Consider the following 18,168-nt stretch of genomic DNA (forward strand, 5'->3'; position numbering starts at 1 on the left):
TTGCCTTCGGTTCGGCCGATGGATCACTGGCTTGTCTAGCAAGGTGCAACCAAGTGGATGACTACCAAGTCGTGTGCACCTTCAGCTTGAAGGAACGGCCTTCGCCATAGGAGCAGGTCAGCGTCGTCTGGCAGCTCGACACGTAGGTCTTGTTGAACAGGTTGGTGACGTTGAGGTCGACGCCCCAGTTTTCCTTCTCGTAGCCGAGCTTCAGGTCGGCCAGAGTCACGGCGGGAACCTTCGCCGTGTTGGCATTGTCGGCCCATGAAGAGCCAATATAGCGCAACCCGCCGCCGATCGAGACGCCGTCATACCAGTCGCCACGGAATGTGTAGTCGACTGACGCCGAAGCCATCACTTCAGGCGCGATGAAAGGCGTCTTGCCGACATATGCCAGTTCTTTGTCCTTGGTGATTTTGAGATCATATGCGGTGAATGCGCCCGTGATGCGGAAATCGTCGGTGATGTTCACCTTGCCTTCCAGCTCCACGCCGCGCGAACGTACCTCTCCGGTTTGATACTGTGCAAAGGGACTGGCCGCCGTTGCGGTGGCTACGTTCTGGCGCGTGAGATCAAACAGAGACAGCGTGAAGAGACCATCGATAAAGGTCGGTACATACTTGACGCCAACTTCGTACTGCTGGCCGGTCTCGGGGGAGAACAGATTGCCGTTGGCGTCGGTGCCAATGATCGGATTGAAGAAGGTCGCCACGCTGGCATAGGGGGTGACGCCGTTGGCGAACTCGTAGGCAAGGCCCGCGCGTCCGGAGAAGTCGCCAACGGTCTGGCTGAGCGTGCTCGAACTCGATGAATAGTAGGTCGGGCGGTTGTCGGCGCTGAGCCAGCCACGGTCGTAGCGCCCGTTCAGCGTCACCAGCCATCCATCGCCGAAGCGCAACTGGTCCTGTGCGTAGACGCCGAGCTGCTGCTGGGTCAGATCCTGGCTGAGATAACTGACGCGTGGCGTAAGTGGCGAGCCGTAGACCGGATTGAAGGCATCGATCGGATTGAAGTTGAGGGGATCGTAAAGGCCCGACGACTGCACCTGGTCGATATTGTAGTATTTGTAGTCGAGACCGGCGAGCAGCGTATGTTCGATGGAACCAGTCTCGACCTTGCCCTGCAGCTGCAGATCCGACAGGAACGTCTTGATGTCGGTATCATGGCCGAAGTTGATGCGATTGAGCTCGGTGGGACTGGCGTCTGGATGAGCGGCGTCTCTCGCCCAGCCGTTGGGGTAGACGCTGACTTCGTCGATAGATGCGGCGCTAAAGCGCGTATTGGAACGCACCGTCCAGTCATTGTCGAAGGTGTGTTCGAATTCGTAACCGATCGACCCCTGTTCGCGCTTGTAGAGATCGATGCTTGGCTCGGTAAAGTTCGCATCGGGATCGATACGGCCGTAATTCACGCCGTCGACAACACGGTCCGTGACCGTTCCCGCATAGGGCAGGAAGCTGCCGCCATTGTGGTTCTCGTCGATGTGGGAATAATTGGCCAGGATGGTCAGCGTCGTGGCGTCGTCGGGCTTCCAGGTGATGCTGGGCGAGATGAAGCCGCGCCAGCCGTTCTGGAGGTCGCTGTAGGTGTCGCCGCCGGCGACCTTGCCGTTGATGCGGTAGCTGACCGCGCCATTGTTGGCGACGTCGCCGATGTCGAAGCCGAGATAGACGTTGCCCGCATCGTTGACGCCGGTCTCGACATAACGCTTGCGTTCGAACTCCGGCCGCTTGCTGACATAATTGACGAGACCGCCCGGGTTGCTGCCGCCGTAAAGCACGGAAGCCGGTCCCTTCAGCACCTCGATGCGCTCGAGCCCGAAACTGTCGACATAGAAGCCGCCGAAACCGTAGCTGAACAGCTGCAAGCCATCCATGTAGGTGCCGGTGGCGGTCGCCTGGAAGCCGCGAATGAACAGCCAGTTGGTGTCGCTGTCGGGGCCGAAGGGCTGCGCGAAGACGCCGGCCGTGTAGCGCAGCGCTTCGTCGACCTTCTGCGCGCCCTGGTCGTCGATCTCCTGCCGTCCGACCACGGAGACCGATTGCGGGATGTCCTTGATGTCGGTCGCGCTCTTGGAGCCGGTCCTGGTCTTCTTGGCGACGACGCCGCTGACGGGGCCGGTGGCGCTGTCGCCGGCTTCGCCCTCGACGACGACGGGGGCAAGCTGTGTTCCGGTCTGCACGCTCTGTGCGAAGGCGGTGATCGGCGGGATCATCGCCACAGCGCCACCCGCCAGAAGCGCCTTCATCCGGTAAAATCTGCTCATCAGGAAAGTCCCCGCCTGCGGTCGTTGAGATACTTGATCATTTATCTCAACTTATCTGCGGGTCATTGGATGGATTTGGGCGGCTTGTCTGTTCTTGTCCAAACGCCTGATAACGCGCCGTCATGTTGCGCAAATGTCACGGGCGGTCCTAGCCCACGCGCCGGGCGTCACGCCGACAATCGACTTGAACACGCGCGTCAGATGCGCCTGGTCGAAGAAGCCGGTCGCCTCGGCGATATCCCCAAGCGAGGCGGCATCATGCGCCATCATCGCCTTGGCCTTGTCGATACGCGCCTGCATCTGCCAGCGGTGCGGCGGCACGCCCGTCGCCGCCTTGAAGGCGTGGCTCATCGCGGTCTCGGACAGGCCGGTCAGCGCGGCAAGATCGGCAAGCCGGATCCTGTCCAGGCAGTGCGCGTCTATGTAGTCGGTGACAAGGCGTAGCTTGCGGCGCGACAGCGGCGAGCGACGCCTGGCACTTGGCTGCTCGACCTGGAAAAGACGTGCAAACAGCGCGTTGAGCAGACCCTCGCCATAGAGATCATGCAAAGGCCGCTCGCTGCCGCACTCCCCGGCGATCAGGCCGGCCAGCGTGGCGATGCTCTCGTCGTGGAACTGGAAGCGCGACGTCAGCAAGGCTTCGCGGTCGAGGCCGCGGCCGAAGCGGCGGGTCAGCGTCGCCACGTCGAAATGCAGGTCGAGATGCCGGATGCGGCGCAGGCCCTCGACGCGACCGCGGATCGGCATGCCGGCTGGAATATAGGCCATGGAGAAAGGCCGGTCGTGACGGCAGCGTTCGCCCTTGGCGCCTTCGACCAAGAAATCGCCGTCGCCTTCCATCTCGAGTGCGACAAACAGCCGGGGATCGGGCGAGACATAGTGGCCATGCGCCTTGTCACAGCACGAGACATCCCAGAGGTCGGCAACCACGCCGTCCCAGACATGCCATTTCAGGTCGCCGATGACCGAAAAGCCCTCGATCCGGCTTTCCATGCGTGCAACGAAGCTCAAGTCCTGATCGTCTCCGGAAATAATACATGACGAAAGTAGTCATGTTTATGCCCGGATGACGGCGGAACCGCAAGCCCCTAGGTCGCGGCTCCTCAAACGTGTGCTCAAAACCGCTGTGTGTCAGCCGCGCCTAGACGCTTTCGAGATAGGTCTCGATCTCGAAATCGCTGACATTGAGGGCGAAGGTGTTCAGTTCCTGGCGTTTGCAGGCGACGAAGGAGTCGCGCAGGATCGCTGGGAATATCTCCGCCACATGTGTGCCGCCCTCGAAGGCCGCGATCGCCGAGGCCCAATCCGGCGGCAGTTTGGCGGGGGCGGTGCCTTGCCCCTCATTGCCGGCCGGGTCGCCCGGAGACATCTGCCTTTCGATGCCGATCAGTGCCGCGCCCAGTATGGCGGCAAGCACCAGATAGGGATTGGCGTCGGCTCCGGATACGCGGTGCTCGATGCGGCGCGCCGCGGTCGGGCCACCCGGAATGCGGATCGCCACCATGCGGTTCTCGTAACCCCAGGCGACAGCCGTCGGCGCGTAGGAGCGAGGGCGAAGCCTGCGGTAGGAGTTGAAGTGCGGCGCAAACACCAGCGTGCTTTCCGCCATCGCCGCCAGCAGCCCGCCGACCGCGTGACGCATGGTGTCGGAACCCTGGTCCGTGCCGTCGTCGAAGACATTGCGGCCATCGGCATCGACAAGGCTGAAATGGACATGGAAGCCGTTGCCGGCCCGGTCGCCGTAGGGCTTGGCCATGAAGCAGGCGGCGAAGCCGTGCTTGCGGGCGATGCCCTTGACGGTGCGCTTGAACAGCACGGCATCGTCGGCGGCGCGCAGCGCATCGGCGACATGGTTCAGGTTGATCTCGAACTGGCCGACGCCGTTTTCGGCGATCGCCGTGTCGACGGGAATGCCCTGCGCCCGGCAGGCCTCGTAGACGTCGTGGATGAAAGCCTCGAAATCGTCGATTTCATCGATCGACAGCGCCGCGTCGGAATCGAGACGCCGCCCGGTGACCGGTGAGACAGGTCCGACCGGCCGTTGCGACTGCGGATCGACCAGATAGAATTCGAGCTCCGTCGCCGCCACAGGGGTCAGGCCGAGCGCCTTGAAACGGTCGAGGATGCGGGCCAGCGCCCGGCGCGGATCGCCCAGATAGGGCGCGCCGCTTTCATCGGCCAGCCAGAGCGGGACGAGTGCGGTCGGATGCGCGGTCCAGTCCACGGGCAGGATGCCGCGGCCGGTCCATTGGCAAAGCCCGTCCGCGTCGCCGGTCGAGAACACCAGGCTGTTGCCTTCGATATCCTCGCCCCAGATGTCGAGCCCGATCAGCGAGTAGGGCATGCGCAGCTTGCCTTCGAGCGCCTTGCGCGCCTGCTCGACCGGGATGCGTTTTCCCCGCATCACGCCGTTGAGGTCGCACACGGCGGCCCTCAGGCTCTGTATGTCGGTTCTGCTGTCAAGCCAGTTCAGGACGTCCGCAATTGCATCGCTCAATTTCAAACCTCTGGTTTTGGAAGGTGCCCGAGCCCTGTGGGCTGCGCGATCCCTGGTAAAAATGCTTGTGAGTTTTCGGGAAGCATATCCGGCCTGCGGCGGATATTTTTCCTTATTTTTTCAAGTCACTAGCCGGGATGTCGGGAGGCATTTCAAAACCAATTTCGCGATCTGCGATCGCAACATAGAGGCAAGAAGCCGGAAAGCCAAGGGTATTTTCGGGCGCTTAGACTGGCGAGCCGCATGCATTCGCGATTGGATGCGCCGAAAGGAGCGACAGGCGACGCCTGTAGATAGTCTCCTAATCCCAGCTTCTCGCATCCGGAAATCTGGCCTGTCGCAAAATATGCGCCGCACCTTCCTCGATGTCGCGGACCATGGCGGCGCGGGCGCGTTCGCCGTCCTGCGCCTCGATCGCCGTCACGACTTCCTCGTGATAGTCGATGTCGAGGATGGAGGAGAGGTCGTCCTCGAACCCCATGGCAAGATTCCTCAGGAAAGGGCCAACCTGCATCCAGACGGTTTCGATCAGGAAGATCATCTGCTCGTTGCCACAGTGGCGGTAGATCGAGAATTTGAAAGCGTAGTTCTTCCTCAGATAGTCGCCGATGTCGTCAGTGCGCGCCGCCAGCGTCAGTTCGGTGCTGTGGCGCCTGATCGTGCGCAGATTGTTGCCGTTGATGCGTTTGGTCGCCAGCTCCGTCGCCGAGCCCTCGAGGATCGTGCGCACGGCGGTCAGTTGCGAGAAGCGGTCGGCCGAGATGGCCGGTACCTCGACACTGCCGTTCGGCATCGGGCTCAGCGCCCGCAATGCCTGCAGCCGCATGAAGGCGCTGCGCACCGGCATGTCGCTGGTGCCAAGCTCCTTGGCGAGCTTGCGCGAGGTCAGCTTCTGGCCGGGCGTGAACTGGCCCGACATCAGGGCCCGCACGAGCTCCAGATAGACCTTTTCATGCAGGGGAACGGTGTCGACGGCGGTCAATCCGAATTGTGTTCTGCCGGCCATTGGTGAGGCGCTACTTCATTGGTTCTGCAATTGACCCTGATCGCCAGCCGCGGACAGTCCTGATTGGGCCGGGCATCGCGGGAGCACGGAAATCAGCGATTTGCCGGCCATGATAGACGCTGCGCTCATTGCCCCGCAAGCCAACACGCTTGCCTCCCAGCCTCGCGGCCGACCAACTTTCAGAGATGGTCACGAGAGCTTCGCGACAACAATCATATGCAGTCCGATTTAGGTGTTGAGGTGGATAAAATGCCACCAAAAAGCATATGGTGTGGTGGTTAGTGCTTTTCAGTTGCACAAAATGATGAAATGGTGGTGCAAAGAAATGGGGAGTGGATGAATGCGCAATGTCAGCGGCCACGGAAAGCGGCTGTCCTACTACGACTTCGGGCACACGACGGTTTACGCGTCCCGCTTCGACCAGCGCTTCCCCTACTGCGCCTATGTTCCCGACGATTATGCCGAGGACAGCGACAAGACCTATCCGCTGGCGGTGATCGTTCACGGCACCGAGCGCGGCATGCTCGCCTATCGCGATGCGTTCGCCGACTTTGCCGAGGAGAACGGGGTGATCGTGCTCGCCCCGCTGTTCCCCGCCAATATCTGTTTTCCCGGTGATCTCTCCTCCTACAAGATGCTGCGCGAGGGTGATCTGCACTACGACGCCGTCATGCTCGACATGATCGAGGAGATGCGCGAGCGCTATCGTATCCGCGGTGACCGTGTGATGATGTACGGATTCTCCGGCGGCGGCCATTTCACTCACCGGTTCCTGTTCCTGCACCCCGAACGCCTGCTGGCGGCCTCGATCGGCGCCCCGGGTGTCGTCACGCTGTTGGATTTCGACAATGATTTCTGGGTCGGCGTGCGCGACTTCGAGACGAAGTTCGGCAAGGCGGTCGACCTCGACGCGATGCGCAGGGTCGCCGTGCAGATGGTGATCGGCGGCGACGACAGGGAGACCTGGGAGATCACCATCACGCCGAGTGACCCGTGGTGGATGCCGGGCGCCGATCTCGCCGGCGCCAACCGCAACGACAGGATGCGGTCGCTGAAGGGCAGCCTGGAGAAACATGGCGTCGCCGTACAGCTCGATGTCGTCCCCGGCATCAAGCACGACGATCGCCATCTGATCGGCAAGGTCAAGGAGTTCTTCGCGCAGGCATTGAAGGCCGCGCCTGTCTGAAAACTGCAGTCAACAATGCTGGAGACAAAAATGGGGCTGGAGACGAAAATGGGAACAGGTTCGGCAATGGGAAGACGATTCTTAGCAATGCTGGCCGCGATGGCGATGATGGCCTGCGCGCTGCCGGCAATGGCACAGGAGCAGCCGAAGACCGGCGGCACGCTCAAGGTTCGCATCAATGCTGACATCCGTGCGACGGACGGTCTCAACCGTGATGCCAACACCGACACGGTGCTGCACCAGATATTCGAGACGCTGGTCGCCTATCGCGCCGATCTCACCATCGGCCCGGTGCTCGCCGAGAGCTGGAAGATATCCGACGACGGAAAGGCCTATACGTTCACGCTGCGCGACGGCGCGATCTTCCATAACGGCGACGCAGTCACCTCCGCCGACGTCAAGTGGAACTGGATTCGCCGCATGGACCCGGCCAACCAGTGGTTCTGCATTCCGCGCTTTGACGGCAGCCAGGGCCTGAAAGTCGAGGCCGTGGAAACGCCAGATCCGCGCACTGTCGTGTTCAAGCTCAATGCGCCGAACGCCCTGTTTCTGGCGCAGCTTGCCAGCGTGCAGTGCAACGGCTGGGTCGCCAGCCCGAAGAATGTCGGCGCCGACGGCAAGTGGATCGCCGACTCCGCCATCGGCAGCGGCCCCTTCAAGCTGAAGGAATGGGTCAAAGGCCAGTATATCGATCTCCAGCGCTTCGATGCCTACAAGCCGTTGAAGGAAGCATCCAGCGCCATGGCCGGCAGTCGCCAGGCCTATGTCGACGACGTCCGCTTCATGGTCATCCCCGATACGGCGGCGGCGGAAACCGCGCTGTTTGCCGGCGAGATCGACGTGCTGCCGGGGCTTGAGTCGGCGCGTGTCGAGGAAGCGAAGTCGCGTGGCATGACGGTGCTGTCGATGCCGGGCCTGTCGTGGACGGCGATCCTGCTTCAGACCAAGGATCCGCTGCTGTCCAACGTCAAGATCCGCGAGGCGATGGCGCATGCGATCGACATCAACCAGATCGCCGCCGCCCGTACCAATGGCGTCGCCGCCGGCGATCCCTCGGCCGTTGCCCAGGCGAGCTCCTTCTTCGACAACGACTTCCTCAAATGGCCGGAATACGACCCGGCCAAGGCAAAGGCTCTGCTCGACGAAGCGGGTTACAAGGGCGAGCCGATCAAGATCCAGACCAACACCCGCTATCAGGGCATGTATGAGAATGCGGTTCTCCTGCAGGCGATGCTTACGGCCGCCGGCTTCACTGCCGAGCTCGAAGTGCTGGATTGGGCGGCGCAGCTCGACAACTACCTGGCCGGCAAGTTTCAGGTCCAGTCGTTCGGTTATTCGGCGCGTCTCGACCCGTCGTTGATGTATGGCACCATCCTCGGCGACAAGGCCACCGATCCGACGGCGCAGTGGGACAACAGGGAGGCCCTCGACCTCTACACGAAGTCGATGGCCACCACCGACCCTGAACAGCGCAAGGCGCTGTTCAAGCAGCTGCACGCGCTGATGGTCAAGGACGTTCCGATCCTCGGCCTCTATTACGAGCCTTCCATCGACGCGGTATCGCCGAAGGTGAAGGGCTATTCCGTGTGGCCGGCCGAAAACACCCGGACATGGGGTGTGTGGAAGGCCGACTGACGGGCAGGCCGCGCACAGAAGAAATGGCCGGGGGCGCACCTCCGGCCATTCGTTTGTCGGGATGACGAGACTGGCAGGGACAACAGGCTTCAGCCTTCGGCGAGCGTGACCCCGTCACCTTGCCTGATATGGCCTGGCTGGACTATTTGGCAAAGCACCCCAAAGCCGCCTTCACCGTGGCGGGCAATGGTCTGCAGCACCGCCGGCTCGAAGGCGAGGTCGCCTTGCGCAAGCGCGGTGAACGAGCAGCGCTCGCACGGCTCCGAAACGAGGATGCGCACATCGCCGATCGCCAACGTCTTGCCGACAATCCGGTGCTCGGCAAACCCTGTCCAGGCCGGATCGGTCTCGACCACCAGATTGGGCCGGAACCGCCGGGGATCGACCTGTGACGGGTCGGGCAGCAGTTCTGCCAGAGCCCGCATCGAGGCCGTGGTCAGGATATGAAGATCGGCGCGCTGGTAGCGCGGCGCGATACGGCCTGAGGTGTCCGAGCCGAATGGGCCGTGCGGCCGCACGGCAGCGGGAAACTCGAGGAAAGTCGAAACCAGGTCGTCGGCGGCCGTCGAACCCGCGGCGAGCCAGGCGTCTTTGTCTCTGGTGATCTCCGGCCCGCCATCGCCCAGTCTGGCCAGCAGATTTGGCAGCGGTCGCCAGTGCCGGCGCTTTTCCGGTGCCGCAACAGTGTCGTCCCGGCGATCGACGACGCCCCAGACGCGGTCATCGGGAATGCCGCCGGGAACGAGTTCAGCCTCGTCAAGCCGCTCGCCGCCAAGCGAACTGACGGGGTAGCGCCATATCTGCGAGACCAGACCAAAGGGTGTCATATGGATGTCGGCATTGGCGTCATTGCACCGCTGCCCGTCTGGATACCGCACCATCGTTGAAACGCCGGTCGATCAGCATGGCTGCGTCGAGCAGCGAGCGCGTATAGGGATGCCGCGGATGGTCGAAGACCTGGTCGCGGTCGCCGATTTCCACGATTCTTCCGTCCTGCATGACGGCAACGCGATCGGCCACCTGCTCCACCGCGCCAAGGTCATGCGAGACGAAAAGGCAGGCAAAGCCGTAGCGTTCCTGCAGTGACCGGATCAGCAGCAGCACCTGTTTCTGCACGGTCATGTCGAGGGCCGAGACCGGCTCGTCCGCGACGACGAAGGCCGGGCGCCTTGCGATGGCGCGGGCGATCGCGACACGCTGGCGCTGCCCGCCCGACAGCTGATGCGGGAACCGCTGGAGTAACTCGGGCGTCAGGCCGACCTCCTCGAATATCTCCCCGACGCGTGTTGTCCGCTTCCTGCTGTCCATGCCGGTGTCGAGCCGCAACGGTTCGGCGACGATGTCGGCTATCCGCTGGCGCGGATCGAGCGAGGAATACGGGTCCTGGAAGACGATCTGCATGTCACGGCGCTGTCGGTGTGCTTCGGCCGAGCGGTCGCCGGCAATCGCCTTGCCGAGAAACGAGATCGTCCCCGACGACGGCTTGACCAAGCCGACGATCGCACGCCCGAGCGTTGTCTTGCCGGAGCCGGACGCGCCGACGAGGGCCAGCGTTTCACCACGCCGGATCGTCAGGTCGACGCCATCGACGGCGCGCTTCGGTTCGGTGCGCACGAACAGCCGGCGTCGGCCGGGATAGTCGATGACGACATTGCTGATCTCGACCAGCGTCTCGCCCGAGGATGCAGCCCGTGATCCACCGGTGCTGCGCTTGGGCAGCGCGTCCACCAGCCGTTTCGTGTAGTCGTGCCGAGGCGCGTGCAGCACTTCGCTGCTGTTGCCTTGTTCGACCGCCTTGCCTTCGCGCATCACCACGACATCCCTGACGTAGTGCGAGACCATCCCGAGATCGTGGCTGATCAGCAGCACCGCCGTCCCGTTCTCACGCGTCAATTCGACCATCAGATCGAGCACGTCGCGCTGCACCAGCGTGTCGAGCGCGGTGGTCGGCTCGTCGGCGATCAGCAGACGCGGCTTCAGCAGCATGACCGAGGCCAGCATGATGCGCTGGCGCATGCCGCCCGAGAATTCATGGGGATAGGCGGCGAGGCATTTGCCCGGATCCTTGATCCGGATCCTTTCCAGCATGGCGAGCGAGCGGTCGTTGATTTCGGCGCGCGACATGCGGCGGTGCAGGCGCAACCCTTCGGCCATCTGCTCGCCGATGGTGATGGCCGGGTTGAGCGAGACCATCGGCTCCTGGAAAACCATGCCGATCTCGGCGCCGCGGATGGCCCGCAAGGTCTGCGGCGCAAGACGCGTGAGATCGTGGCCCGAGAAGCGAATCGTGCTCTCGGGCGTCGTTACCAGCGGTGCCGGCAACAGGCCGAGGATCGAGCGCGCCGCCATCGTCTTGCCCGAGCCGGATTCGCCGACCAGCGCCAACATATCGCCGGAAGCCAGATCGAAGTTCAATTCGTCGACGACTCGCTTTCCGGCCGTTCCGACCGAGATCGACAGGTTTCGCACTGAAAGCATCGCATTGTTGTTGTCTGTCGCCACCAGCATGTTCCCGTGCTTCACATTTTCGGGTCGAGCCAGTCGCGCAGCGCGTCGCCCAGCATGTTGATGCCGAGCAGCGTGATCGAGATGCACAGGCCGGGCAGGATGATCAGATGCGGCGCCTGGCTGATATAGGGCCGGGCGGTCGACAGCATGTTGCCCCAGCTCGGCGCCGGCGGCGGCACGCCGAGGCCGAGAAAGCTCAGCGCGCTTTCCGATAGGATGATCCAGCCGAACATGGTGGTGGCCAGCACGATGATCGGCGCCACGCAATTGGGCAGCACATGCCGTCCCATGGTGATGAATTCGCTGTTGCCCATCACGCGTGAGGCTTCCACATACTCGCGCTCGCGGATCGACATGACAGCCGCGCGCACCACGCGCACGACGATCGGCATGTAGGCAAGGCCAAGCGCCAAAATGATGCCTTCGCGGCTGGCGCCGATCACGGCCATAAGCCCGAGTGCGAGCAGCAGCCCCGGAAAGGCGAGGAAGGCGTCGTTGACCATCATGATCAAGCGGTCGACCCAGCCGCGCAGGAAGCCGGCCAGCACGCCGAAGACGATGCCGATGACGAGGGCGAAGATGACGGTCGCGAATGCGATCCAGGCGCTGGTGCGCGCGCCGCCGGCGAGACGGCTCAGGACGTCGCGGCCGAATTCGTCGGCGCCGAGCAGGTGGACCGCCGACGGTCCCGAAAGCCGCGCCGGCAGGTCGAGCTTAAGCGGATCGTAAGGCGCGATCCAGGGGCCCGCCACCGCCAGCACGATCAGCGCGCCGGTGACGATGACGCCGAAAAGCATATTGAATTTCAGGCCGGGTCTGCGAAGCGCGCGGGCGATCATGCCGTCACCCTCGGATCGAGCAGGGGATAGACGAGGTCGACGGCGAGGTTCACCACGACGTAGATGACGGCAATGAACAGCATCGTGCCCTGGACGACGGGATAGTCACGGGCATAGATGGCATCGATGAGAAGCCGGCCAAGTCCGGGAATGGTGAACACCGTCTCGATGACGGCGATGCCGGACAAGAGGCTGCCAAGCACGAAGCCGATCAGGGTCAGGGTCGGCGCGAATGCATTCTTGAAGGCATGGCGCCAGATGACGGCACTTTCACTCAGGCCCTTGGCGCGGGCATGGGTGATGTATTCGAGCCGCGACACCTCGATCGTGCTGGCGCGTGCCATGCGCGCGATCGGCCCGGATTCGACCAGCACCAGGGTCACGACCGGCAGGATTACATAGAGCGCCGCATGGCCGAAATCCTTGCTGAAGGGCACATAGCCGACGATCGGCAGCCAGCCGAGGTAGAGGCCGAAGACCATCATCAGCATCAGCCCGAGCCAGAAGCTTGGGATCGATAGCAGGATGGTCGAGGTGGCGACGACGCCGATGTCACCCAGACTGTCCTGCTTCCAGGCGGCGAGCATGCCGGCCGGTACGGCGATCGCCGAGGCGACGAACACAGCCAACAGCACGATGACCGAGGATACCGCGAAGCGGTCGAGGATCAGCGGGAGTACTTTCTGGCCGTTGGCGATTGACTGGCCGAAGTCACCCGTCAGCACATTGCCGACCCACATCAGGTACTGCAGGACGAGCGGCTGGTCGAGGCCCATCTGCCGCCGCATCGCCTCGACCTGAGCCGGTTTGGCCAGGTCGCCCAGCATCAACGCGGCGGGATCGCCGGGGATGAAGCGCATCATCATGAACACCGCCACCGACACCAGGATGAGCGTCGGGACGGCGCTGGCGAGGCGCGTCAGGATGAAGCGGACCATCTTTTCTCCCACACCTTGGCTGAGGCTTGGTCCGTTGGCCTGGCCAGCCTTTCCAGAGCGGCGTCGTCCAGTGCCAGGTCATAGCGGGTGAAAACGCGGTTCTCGGCCGGCAGTGGCGCTATCTCCATGAAACCGCTCGCCGGCTCGAACAGGATCATCGCCACCGTCGCCGAAAGATTGCCGCCCTCCTTGCGGATCGCCGGCCGGCAGACGCTGAGCGGCGCGGCGAAGTCGTCGAACAGCGCCTTCTTGAGATCATCGATCGCGATCTCGCCGTGCCGGCCAGTCAGATGACCGCGCACGCGATAATCGCGGTAGAGACTGTCAGGCACGTCGTTCAGTCCGGTTTCGCGCAGCTTCGAGAGCGCAACCGCGCTTTGCCAGTGGTTGGCGTGCACGATCAGCCCCTTTTCGGGGTAGATCGGGAAGACTTCGTCGGGCGCGCATTCCAGGTCGACCGCGAAGCCTTCGGCCGTGCTCAGCATCATGTTGTTGGAACCGGATTTGGGCGTCGTCGCCACCACCTTGACGGCATGGGCGAAATGCCTGGCCTCCAGCGCGCGGCGGCGGATGAAGGGAAGCGGGATGCCTGTCTCGCGATAGTCACGGTCGGATTCCAGATAGTTCGCGGTGATGCCGATGCCCGCGGAATTGAAGCCACTGCGGGCGAGCCCCCCGGCTTCCGTGAAAGTGATAAGATCCGGCCCGTCTTCACGCCGCACACGCAGCACGATCGAGGTTTCGGCGCATTCGGCACGCCAGTCCCAGTTCTGGCCATGGATCAGGCGGCCGGCCTTGGTTGCCTCCGGCAGGATCACAGCGCCCGTACAACCATCGGGCTCATCATCAGAAACACCTTTCTCGCGCTTGGCCAGTTGCAGGATTTCAGTGCGGGCGTTGACCAGCAGGATCGCGGGCAGGCCGACATCGGCGCCAGCGGCAATTCCTTCCATCTCCTCGACGAGGTCGGGTGCCCACTGCCGCAGGCGAGGCAGGAACAGGCCGCCGAAACGCTCCACATCGCTCTGATCGAAACCGAACCGGTCGAGCTGCGCGGCGTAGAGCGTCACGGATTTGTGGATGCGGCCGCGCGCCTGCTCGCCGTAAGCCTTGCCGCGCTCGGAAGGGGATCCGCTCACTTCGATAAGCGGAAAGGGCGCGGCTGCAGTCATGGAAGGGTGCCTCGAATTTGCTGGTTGCATCAACCATACTGCATTTTGTGCAAATGAAAAGCATATATTTCGCGCAAATAACCATTTCGAACCGCCGCCCAGCCTATCTATAATGCCAACCGAGACGGAGAATTCGCATGAACAAGGACGCCACAGTCCAGTCGTCATCCGCGTCGGCGGCGAGCCCGCTGCAGATCGATCTGGCGCGCCGGATACTCGAACGCATCCGCGATTCCGGCTGGACTGTCGGAACCCGCATTTCGGTGCCGGATCTTGCCCGCACCTTCGGTGTGTCGCGTTCTCCCATCAGCGCGGCACTTGAGCTTCTGGTCGCGCAAGGCATCCTGACCGCCTTCGAGACACGGGGGCTGCAACTGGCGCGAGACGTCGCCGAACTCGACCCGGAAACCGTCCTGCCGAGCTCACCGCTGGAAGACCTATACCGGCGCATGATGAGGGATCGCTCGCTGGGGGAATTGCCCCAGGATGTCTCCGAGGCGGAACTGATGCCGCGCTATCAGGTGTCGCGCGGGGTGATCAGGAAACTGTTGCTGCGCTTCGCGGCCGAGGGACTGGTACAGCGCCTGCCGGGGCATGGCTGGCGATTTGCCGAGTCTCTTGTCGGTGACGACGCATATCGCGAAAGCTATGAATTCCGCATTGCCGTTGAATGCGCGGCGTTACGCTCGCCGATTTTTCACGCCGATCCCCAGATTCTGACGCCTGTCCGGCGGGCGCATGAACGGATTTTGTCCACCATCCTCGATGGCAAGAGCCTGGCCGGTGGCGACGAGTGGTTCCGGATCAATGCCTCCTTCCATGAGGGGCTCGCCGCGTGCTCGGGCAATCGCTTCCTTGCCGACGCTGTCCGTCAGCAGAACAATCTGCGCCGCCTGCAGGAATCGGCGGGCTTCGAACAATTGCCGGGCGAGCGGCTCAAGCAATCCTGCCGCGAGCATCTGGCCATTCTCGATGCCGTCGAGGCCGGCGAGGTCGAGTGGGCCGAGGCGTTGCTTCGTCAGCACCTGCGCCAGGCATCGGAATTCGCCTCGCCAAACCGTGCACAATGAGGCTCGGCTGGCTGGCGCGAGCGGGTCAGTCGAACTCGACGCGGCGGGTCTCTTCGCGAATGGATTTCAGCACTCGCGCCTGAAGCTCGAGGGTTTCGCGGTCGTGCTGGATGCCTGTCGGCCTTGGCCTCGCGCTGGATACCTCGATGCACTCCTTGATACGTCCCGGATTGAGGCCCATGACGAAGATGCGGTCGGACAGATAGACCGCTTCCTCGACATCGTGGGTGACGAAGATCACGGTCAGGCGATGCTCCTGCCAGATCTGCATCAGCAATTCCTGCATCTGGCCACGGGTCAGCGCGTCGAGCGCGCCGAACGGCTCGTCCATCAGCAGCATCTTGGGCCGATACGACAGGGCGCGCGCGATGGCGACACGCTGCTTCATGCCGCCGGAAAGCTGGCTTGGAAAACTGTCGGCGAAGCGCGAGAGCTTCACCAGGTCGAGATGCCGGCGCGCCACCTCGGTGATGTCCTTTGCCTCATGTCCGGTCTCGCGCAGCGCGAATTCGACATTCTGCAGCGCCGTCAGCCATGGCAGCAAGGTGTAGGACTGGAAGACGACGCCGCGGTCGCGGCCCGGCCCGTTGATCGGGCTGCCGTCGACCAGCATTTCGCCCTGTTCATGGTCCTGCAGGCCGGCGATGATCGACAACAGCGTGCTCTTACCGCAGCCCGACGCGCCGACCAGCGAGACGAACTCGTTGTCACCGACTTCGAGGTTGATGTCATCAAGCACCTTCACCGGCGAACGCCCGTTGGCGAACGACTTCTGCAGGTGCGAGATCTTGAGCTTGGGATGCGCCTGCATGTCAGGACTTCCTCTCATATTTGAAGAAATGCCGGCCAAGCAGGCGCATGATCTGGTCCGTCGCCAGGCCCAGTACGCCGAGCACCAGTATGTAGCCGATCGCCATGTCGGTTTGCAGGTAGCGCTGGGCGACGGTGATGCGGTAGCCGAGCCCCGAATTGGCGGCGACCAGTTCGGCCAGCGTCACCCAGGTCCATGCCCACCCCAGCGAGATGCGCAGCGTGTCCCAGATCTGCGGCATCGCCGAGGGCAGGACGATGCGCATCAGCACGCGCAGGTCGCTCATCCCCAGCGTGCGTCCAAATCCGATGAAGTCGGCGGGAACGCGCTTGATATTGTCCTTGAACATCAGCGCCTGCTGGAAATAGGTGCCGATCCAGATGATCAGGAACTTCTGGATATCGCCGGTGCCGCTCCACAGGATTGTCAGCGGCACGAAGGCCACGACCGGCATGTAGCGCACGAAGTCCAGGAACGGCTCTATAGCCGCCTCCCAGAAGCGGTAGGCGCCGATCAGGATCGCCGTCGCCAGCGCCATGATGGAGGCAATCAGGAAGCCGACCATGATGCGGTAGACGCTGTTGCCGACATCGCTGGCCAGCGTGCCGTCGGCGGCGAGCTTCCCGAGCTTGGCGATCACGCCGAGAGGCGAGGGCAGGAAGATCGGCTTGGCCACGCCAAGCCCGGTCGCCAGGAACCACCCCGCAATGAACAGCAGGAAGGCGCAGATCGCGATCAGGAGATAGGCCGCTCCGGAAATCTCGGCGGCCATGCTCAGCAGCGGCTTGCGCCGGGGGCGCTGCATGGTCTGCTTCGGGACGGCTGTGTCGGTCTGTAGGGTCATCGTCATCTCGTTCACGGGCCGGTGCTGTTGGACAGGATGCGGTCGCGCATGTCCGAGACCGAATTCGCATGCGCCATGAAGCCTTCATATCGGGCGAAGGTGCGGGCGGCCGGAGCCAGCCGCCGATAGGCGGCCTGCGACAGGTAGGCGATCGAGGAGCGCTTCAGGAAATCGAAGACGGAGAGCGGCGACGCCGTGTTGGCGCGGCCGCCCGTCGGCAGGACATGGCTCGGTCCAAGCACGAAGTTCGCGATGGGAATTGCCGAGTGCGGACCAAGCAGGATTTCGCCGGCGTTCCTGATCCTGGGCAGCAATTCGAAGGCCGACGTCGACAGCACGGCCAGATGCTCGGCCGCATAGTCGTTGATGAAGTCGAAGGGCGCTTCGATCGAGGGTGCCATCACGATGCCGCCATTCCTGCCGTTGAGCACGGCGCGGGAGAAATCGGCGCGATACTCTCCCATCGCTTCCCAGAACCGCGGCACCTCGGCGGCGATGGCTTCCGCCAGCGCCCGGTCGGCGGTGACGACAAAGGCCGAAGAGTCCGGGCCATGCTCGGATTCGACGGTCAGTTCCAGCGCGGCAAGTGCTGCCGGGACGGAGCTGTCGGCATAGACCAGCAATTCGCTCGGGCCGGCCGGACTGCCGGGATCGATCCGGTTCGACAGAAGCTGGCGCGCCGCACTCACCCATGGACTGCCGGGGCCGACGATCTTGGCGCATTTCGGCACGGTCTGCGTGCCGTAAGCGACCGCCGCCACCGCTTGCGCGCCACCGCAGAGATAGATTTCCTCGATGCCGATCAGCGAGGCGATGAAGCGCGTGGCGGCGTCGGCCGTGCCGTCGGGCCCTGGCGGAGTCACGATGATAACCCTCGGCACGCCAGCCACCTTGGCCGGCACCGCCGTCATGATCGCGCTCGACGGAAAGAAACCCTTGCCGCGCGGCACATAGCAGGCGACCGAATCGATCGAGGTCCAGCGGTCGCCGATCAGCGCGCCTTCGGTCTCCTCGTTCAGCCAGAGATTGTCCGGCATCTGCGCTTCGTGGAAACGCCTGACCTGCGCCACCGAGAGCCGGATCGCCTCGACGATTTCGGGGTCGAGTTCCTTCTCTGCATCGGCGATGCGACTGGCGGACACTCTCAAGGCCGAGCGGTCCAGCGTCACGCCGTCGAAGCGTGCGGCGAGTTCGATCAGGGCGTCGTCACCCCTAGCACGCACGGAAGCAATGATCGGCTCGACCTTCCTGATGATGTCGGAAAGGTCCGCCTCGGTCCGCTCCAGCAGGCTCGTGCGCGCCTCGGACGACATCCCGGCAAGGTCGTGGATTGCTACTTCTGACATTCTGTTTCCTTCATGCTGTCGAAAGGCCCGGTCACGGGGCAACGCGCGCG

At 63.2% G+C, this 18,168-nt stretch carries 15 protein-coding genes; 3 read left to right on the forward strand and 12 right to left on the reverse strand.

Translation table 11 applies throughout. The features are described 5' to 3' along the window. Positions 1 to 61 precede the first annotated feature (61 nt). The 4 genes from J0I79_RS08360 to J0I79_RS08375 form a co-directional block, all read right to left on the reverse strand. On the reverse strand, positions 62 to 2,266 hold the full coding sequence (locus tag J0I79_RS08360) for a TonB-dependent siderophore receptor (protein ID WP_292856362.1): 2,205 nt from the start codon (positions 2,264 to 2,266) through the stop codon (positions 62 to 64). Between the two features lie 120 nt (positions 2,267 to 2,386). Further along, positions 2,387 to 3,277, reverse strand: coding sequence for an AraC family transcriptional regulator (locus J0I79_RS08365; RefSeq protein WP_292856364.1), 891 nt, complete (start codon positions 3,275 to 3,277; stop codon positions 2,387 to 2,389). A 130-nt stretch (positions 3,278 to 3,407) separates the two neighbouring features. Next, on the reverse strand, positions 3,408 to 4,763 hold the full coding sequence (locus tag J0I79_RS08370; protein ID WP_292856366.1) for a glutamine synthetase family protein: 1,356 nt from the start codon (positions 4,761 to 4,763) through the stop codon (positions 3,408 to 3,410). Between the two features lie 301 nt (positions 4,764 to 5,064). Beyond that, on the reverse strand, positions 5,065 to 5,769 hold the full coding sequence (locus tag J0I79_RS08375; protein WP_292856368.1) for a GntR family transcriptional regulator: 705 nt from the start codon (positions 5,767 to 5,769) through the stop codon (positions 5,065 to 5,067). Between the two features lie 340 nt (positions 5,770 to 6,109). On the opposite strand from J0I79_RS08375, the gene J0I79_RS08380 reads away from it, so the two are divergent. Together J0I79_RS08380 and J0I79_RS08385 are read left to right on the forward strand one after the other, a co-directional pair. Next, positions 6,110 to 6,955, forward strand: coding sequence for an alpha/beta hydrolase (locus J0I79_RS08380; protein WP_292856370.1), 846 nt, complete (start codon positions 6,110 to 6,112; stop codon positions 6,953 to 6,955). Between the two features lie 87 nt (positions 6,956 to 7,042). Continuing rightward, entirely contained in the window at positions 7,043 to 8,590 is a 1,548-nt protein-coding gene (locus tag J0I79_RS08385; protein WP_292856372.1) for an ABC transporter substrate-binding protein, read from the forward strand. Positions 8,591 to 8,679: 89 nt separating this feature from the next. Here the strand turns inward: J0I79_RS08385 and J0I79_RS08390 are convergent, their stop codons facing one another. The 5 genes from J0I79_RS08390 to J0I79_RS08410 are packed head-to-tail and all read right to left on the reverse strand — an operon-like array spanning position 8,680 to position 14,047. Beyond that, the gene (locus J0I79_RS08390) at positions 8,680 to 9,417 is read right to left on the reverse strand and encodes an MOSC domain-containing protein (RefSeq protein ID WP_292856374.1); all 738 of its coding nucleotides are present in this window, start codon (positions 9,415 to 9,417) and stop codon (positions 8,680 to 8,682) included. 19 nt (positions 9,418 to 9,436) lie between these two features. Beyond that, on the reverse strand, positions 9,437 to 11,098 hold the full coding sequence (locus tag J0I79_RS08395; protein WP_292856376.1) for an ABC transporter ATP-binding protein: 1,662 nt from the start codon (positions 11,096 to 11,098) through the stop codon (positions 9,437 to 9,439). 11 nt (positions 11,099 to 11,109) lie between these two features. Beyond that, on the reverse strand, positions 11,110 to 11,895 hold the full coding sequence (locus J0I79_RS08400; protein WP_292856392.1) for an ABC transporter permease: 786 nt from the start codon (positions 11,893 to 11,895) through the stop codon (positions 11,110 to 11,112). Between the two features lie 38 nt (positions 11,896 to 11,933). Further along, positions 11,934 to 12,875 carry an ABC transporter permease gene (locus J0I79_RS08405; RefSeq protein WP_292856378.1) on the reverse strand — a complete coding sequence of 314 codons (942 nt, stop codon included), beginning with the start codon at positions 12,873 to 12,875 and terminating at the stop codon, positions 11,934 to 11,936. Beyond that, positions 12,857 to 14,047, reverse strand: a complete 1,191-nt coding sequence (locus tag J0I79_RS08410) for a C45 family peptidase (RefSeq protein ID WP_292856380.1) — start codon at positions 14,045 to 14,047, stop codon at positions 12,857 to 12,859. The genes J0I79_RS08405 and J0I79_RS08410 overlap by 19 nt, the downstream gene beginning before the upstream one ends. A 137-nt stretch (positions 14,048 to 14,184) precedes the next feature. On the opposite strand from J0I79_RS08410, the gene J0I79_RS08415 reads away from it, so the two are divergent. Beyond that, positions 14,185 to 15,117 (forward strand): GntR family transcriptional regulator, encoded by a 933-nt coding sequence (locus J0I79_RS08415; RefSeq protein WP_292856382.1) that lies wholly within the window; start codon positions 14,185 to 14,187, stop codon positions 15,115 to 15,117. Between the two features lie 25 nt (positions 15,118 to 15,142). On the opposite strand, the gene J0I79_RS08420 is transcribed toward J0I79_RS08415, so the two are convergent. The 3 genes from J0I79_RS08420 to hisD are packed head-to-tail and all read right to left on the reverse strand — an operon-like array spanning position 15,143 to position 18,118. Beyond that, complete coding sequence (locus J0I79_RS08420) at positions 15,143 to 15,928, reverse strand: ABC transporter ATP-binding protein (RefSeq protein ID WP_292856384.1); 786 nt, start codon at positions 15,926 to 15,928, stop codon at positions 15,143 to 15,145. Between the two features lies 1 nt (position 15,929). After that, positions 15,930 to 16,733 carry an ABC transporter permease gene (locus J0I79_RS08425; RefSeq protein WP_292856394.1) on the reverse strand — a complete coding sequence of 268 codons (804 nt, stop codon included), beginning with the start codon at positions 16,731 to 16,733 and terminating at the stop codon, positions 15,930 to 15,932. Between the two features lie 50 nt (positions 16,734 to 16,783). Then, complete coding sequence (hisD, locus tag J0I79_RS08430; protein WP_292856386.1) at positions 16,784 to 18,118, reverse strand: histidinol dehydrogenase; 1,335 nt, start codon at positions 18,116 to 18,118, stop codon at positions 16,784 to 16,786. Positions 18,119 to 18,168: the final 50 nt, after the last annotated feature.

Source organism: Mesorhizobium sp., assembly GCF_017306585.1.
Classification (GTDB): Bacteria; Pseudomonadota; Alphaproteobacteria; order Rhizobiales; family Rhizobiaceae; genus Mesorhizobium.

Coding starts and splice junctions, on each gene's coding strand:
- J0I79_RS08410 (WP_292856380.1), bottom strand. CDS start 14,047: ATGACTGCAGCCGCGCCCTTTCCGCTTATCGAAGTGAGCGGATCCCCT.
- J0I79_RS08385 (WP_292856372.1), top strand. CDS start 7,043: ATGCTGGCCGCGATGGCGATGATGGCCTGCGCGCTGCCGGCAATGGCA.
- J0I79_RS08375 (WP_292856368.1), bottom strand. CDS start 5,769: ATGGCCGGCAGAACACAATTCGGATTGACCGCCGTCGACACCGTTCCC.
- hisD (WP_292856386.1), bottom strand. CDS start 18,118: ATGTCAGAAGTAGCAATCCACGACCTTGCCGGGATGTCGTCCGAGGCG.
- J0I79_RS08390 (WP_292856374.1), bottom strand. CDS start 9,417: ATGACACCCTTTGGTCTGGTCTCGCAGATATGGCGCTACCCCGTCAGT.
- J0I79_RS08360 (WP_292856362.1), bottom strand. CDS start 2,266: ATGAGCAGATTTTACCGGATGAAGGCGCTTCTGGCGGGTGGCGCTGTG.
- J0I79_RS08415 (WP_292856382.1), top strand. CDS start 14,185: ATGAACAAGGACGCCACAGTCCAGTCGTCATCCGCGTCGGCGGCGAGC.
- J0I79_RS08395 (WP_292856376.1), bottom strand. CDS start 11,098: ATGCTGGTGGCGACAGACAACAACAATGCGATGCTTTCAGTGCGAAAC.
- J0I79_RS08380 (WP_292856370.1), top strand. CDS start 6,110: ATGCGCAATGTCAGCGGCCACGGAAAGCGGCTGTCCTACTACGACTTC.
- J0I79_RS08405 (WP_292856378.1), bottom strand. CDS start 12,875: ATGGTCCGCTTCATCCTGACGCGCCTCGCCAGCGCCGTCCCGACGCTC.
- J0I79_RS08420 (WP_292856384.1), bottom strand. CDS start 15,928: ATGCAGGCGCATCCCAAGCTCAAGATCTCGCACCTGCAGAAGTCGTTC.
- J0I79_RS08400 (WP_292856392.1), bottom strand. CDS start 11,895: ATGCTTTTCGGCGTCATCGTCACCGGCGCGCTGATCGTGCTGGCGGTG.
- J0I79_RS08425 (WP_292856394.1), bottom strand. CDS start 16,733: ATGCAGCGCCCCCGGCGCAAGCCGCTGCTGAGCATGGCCGCCGAGATT.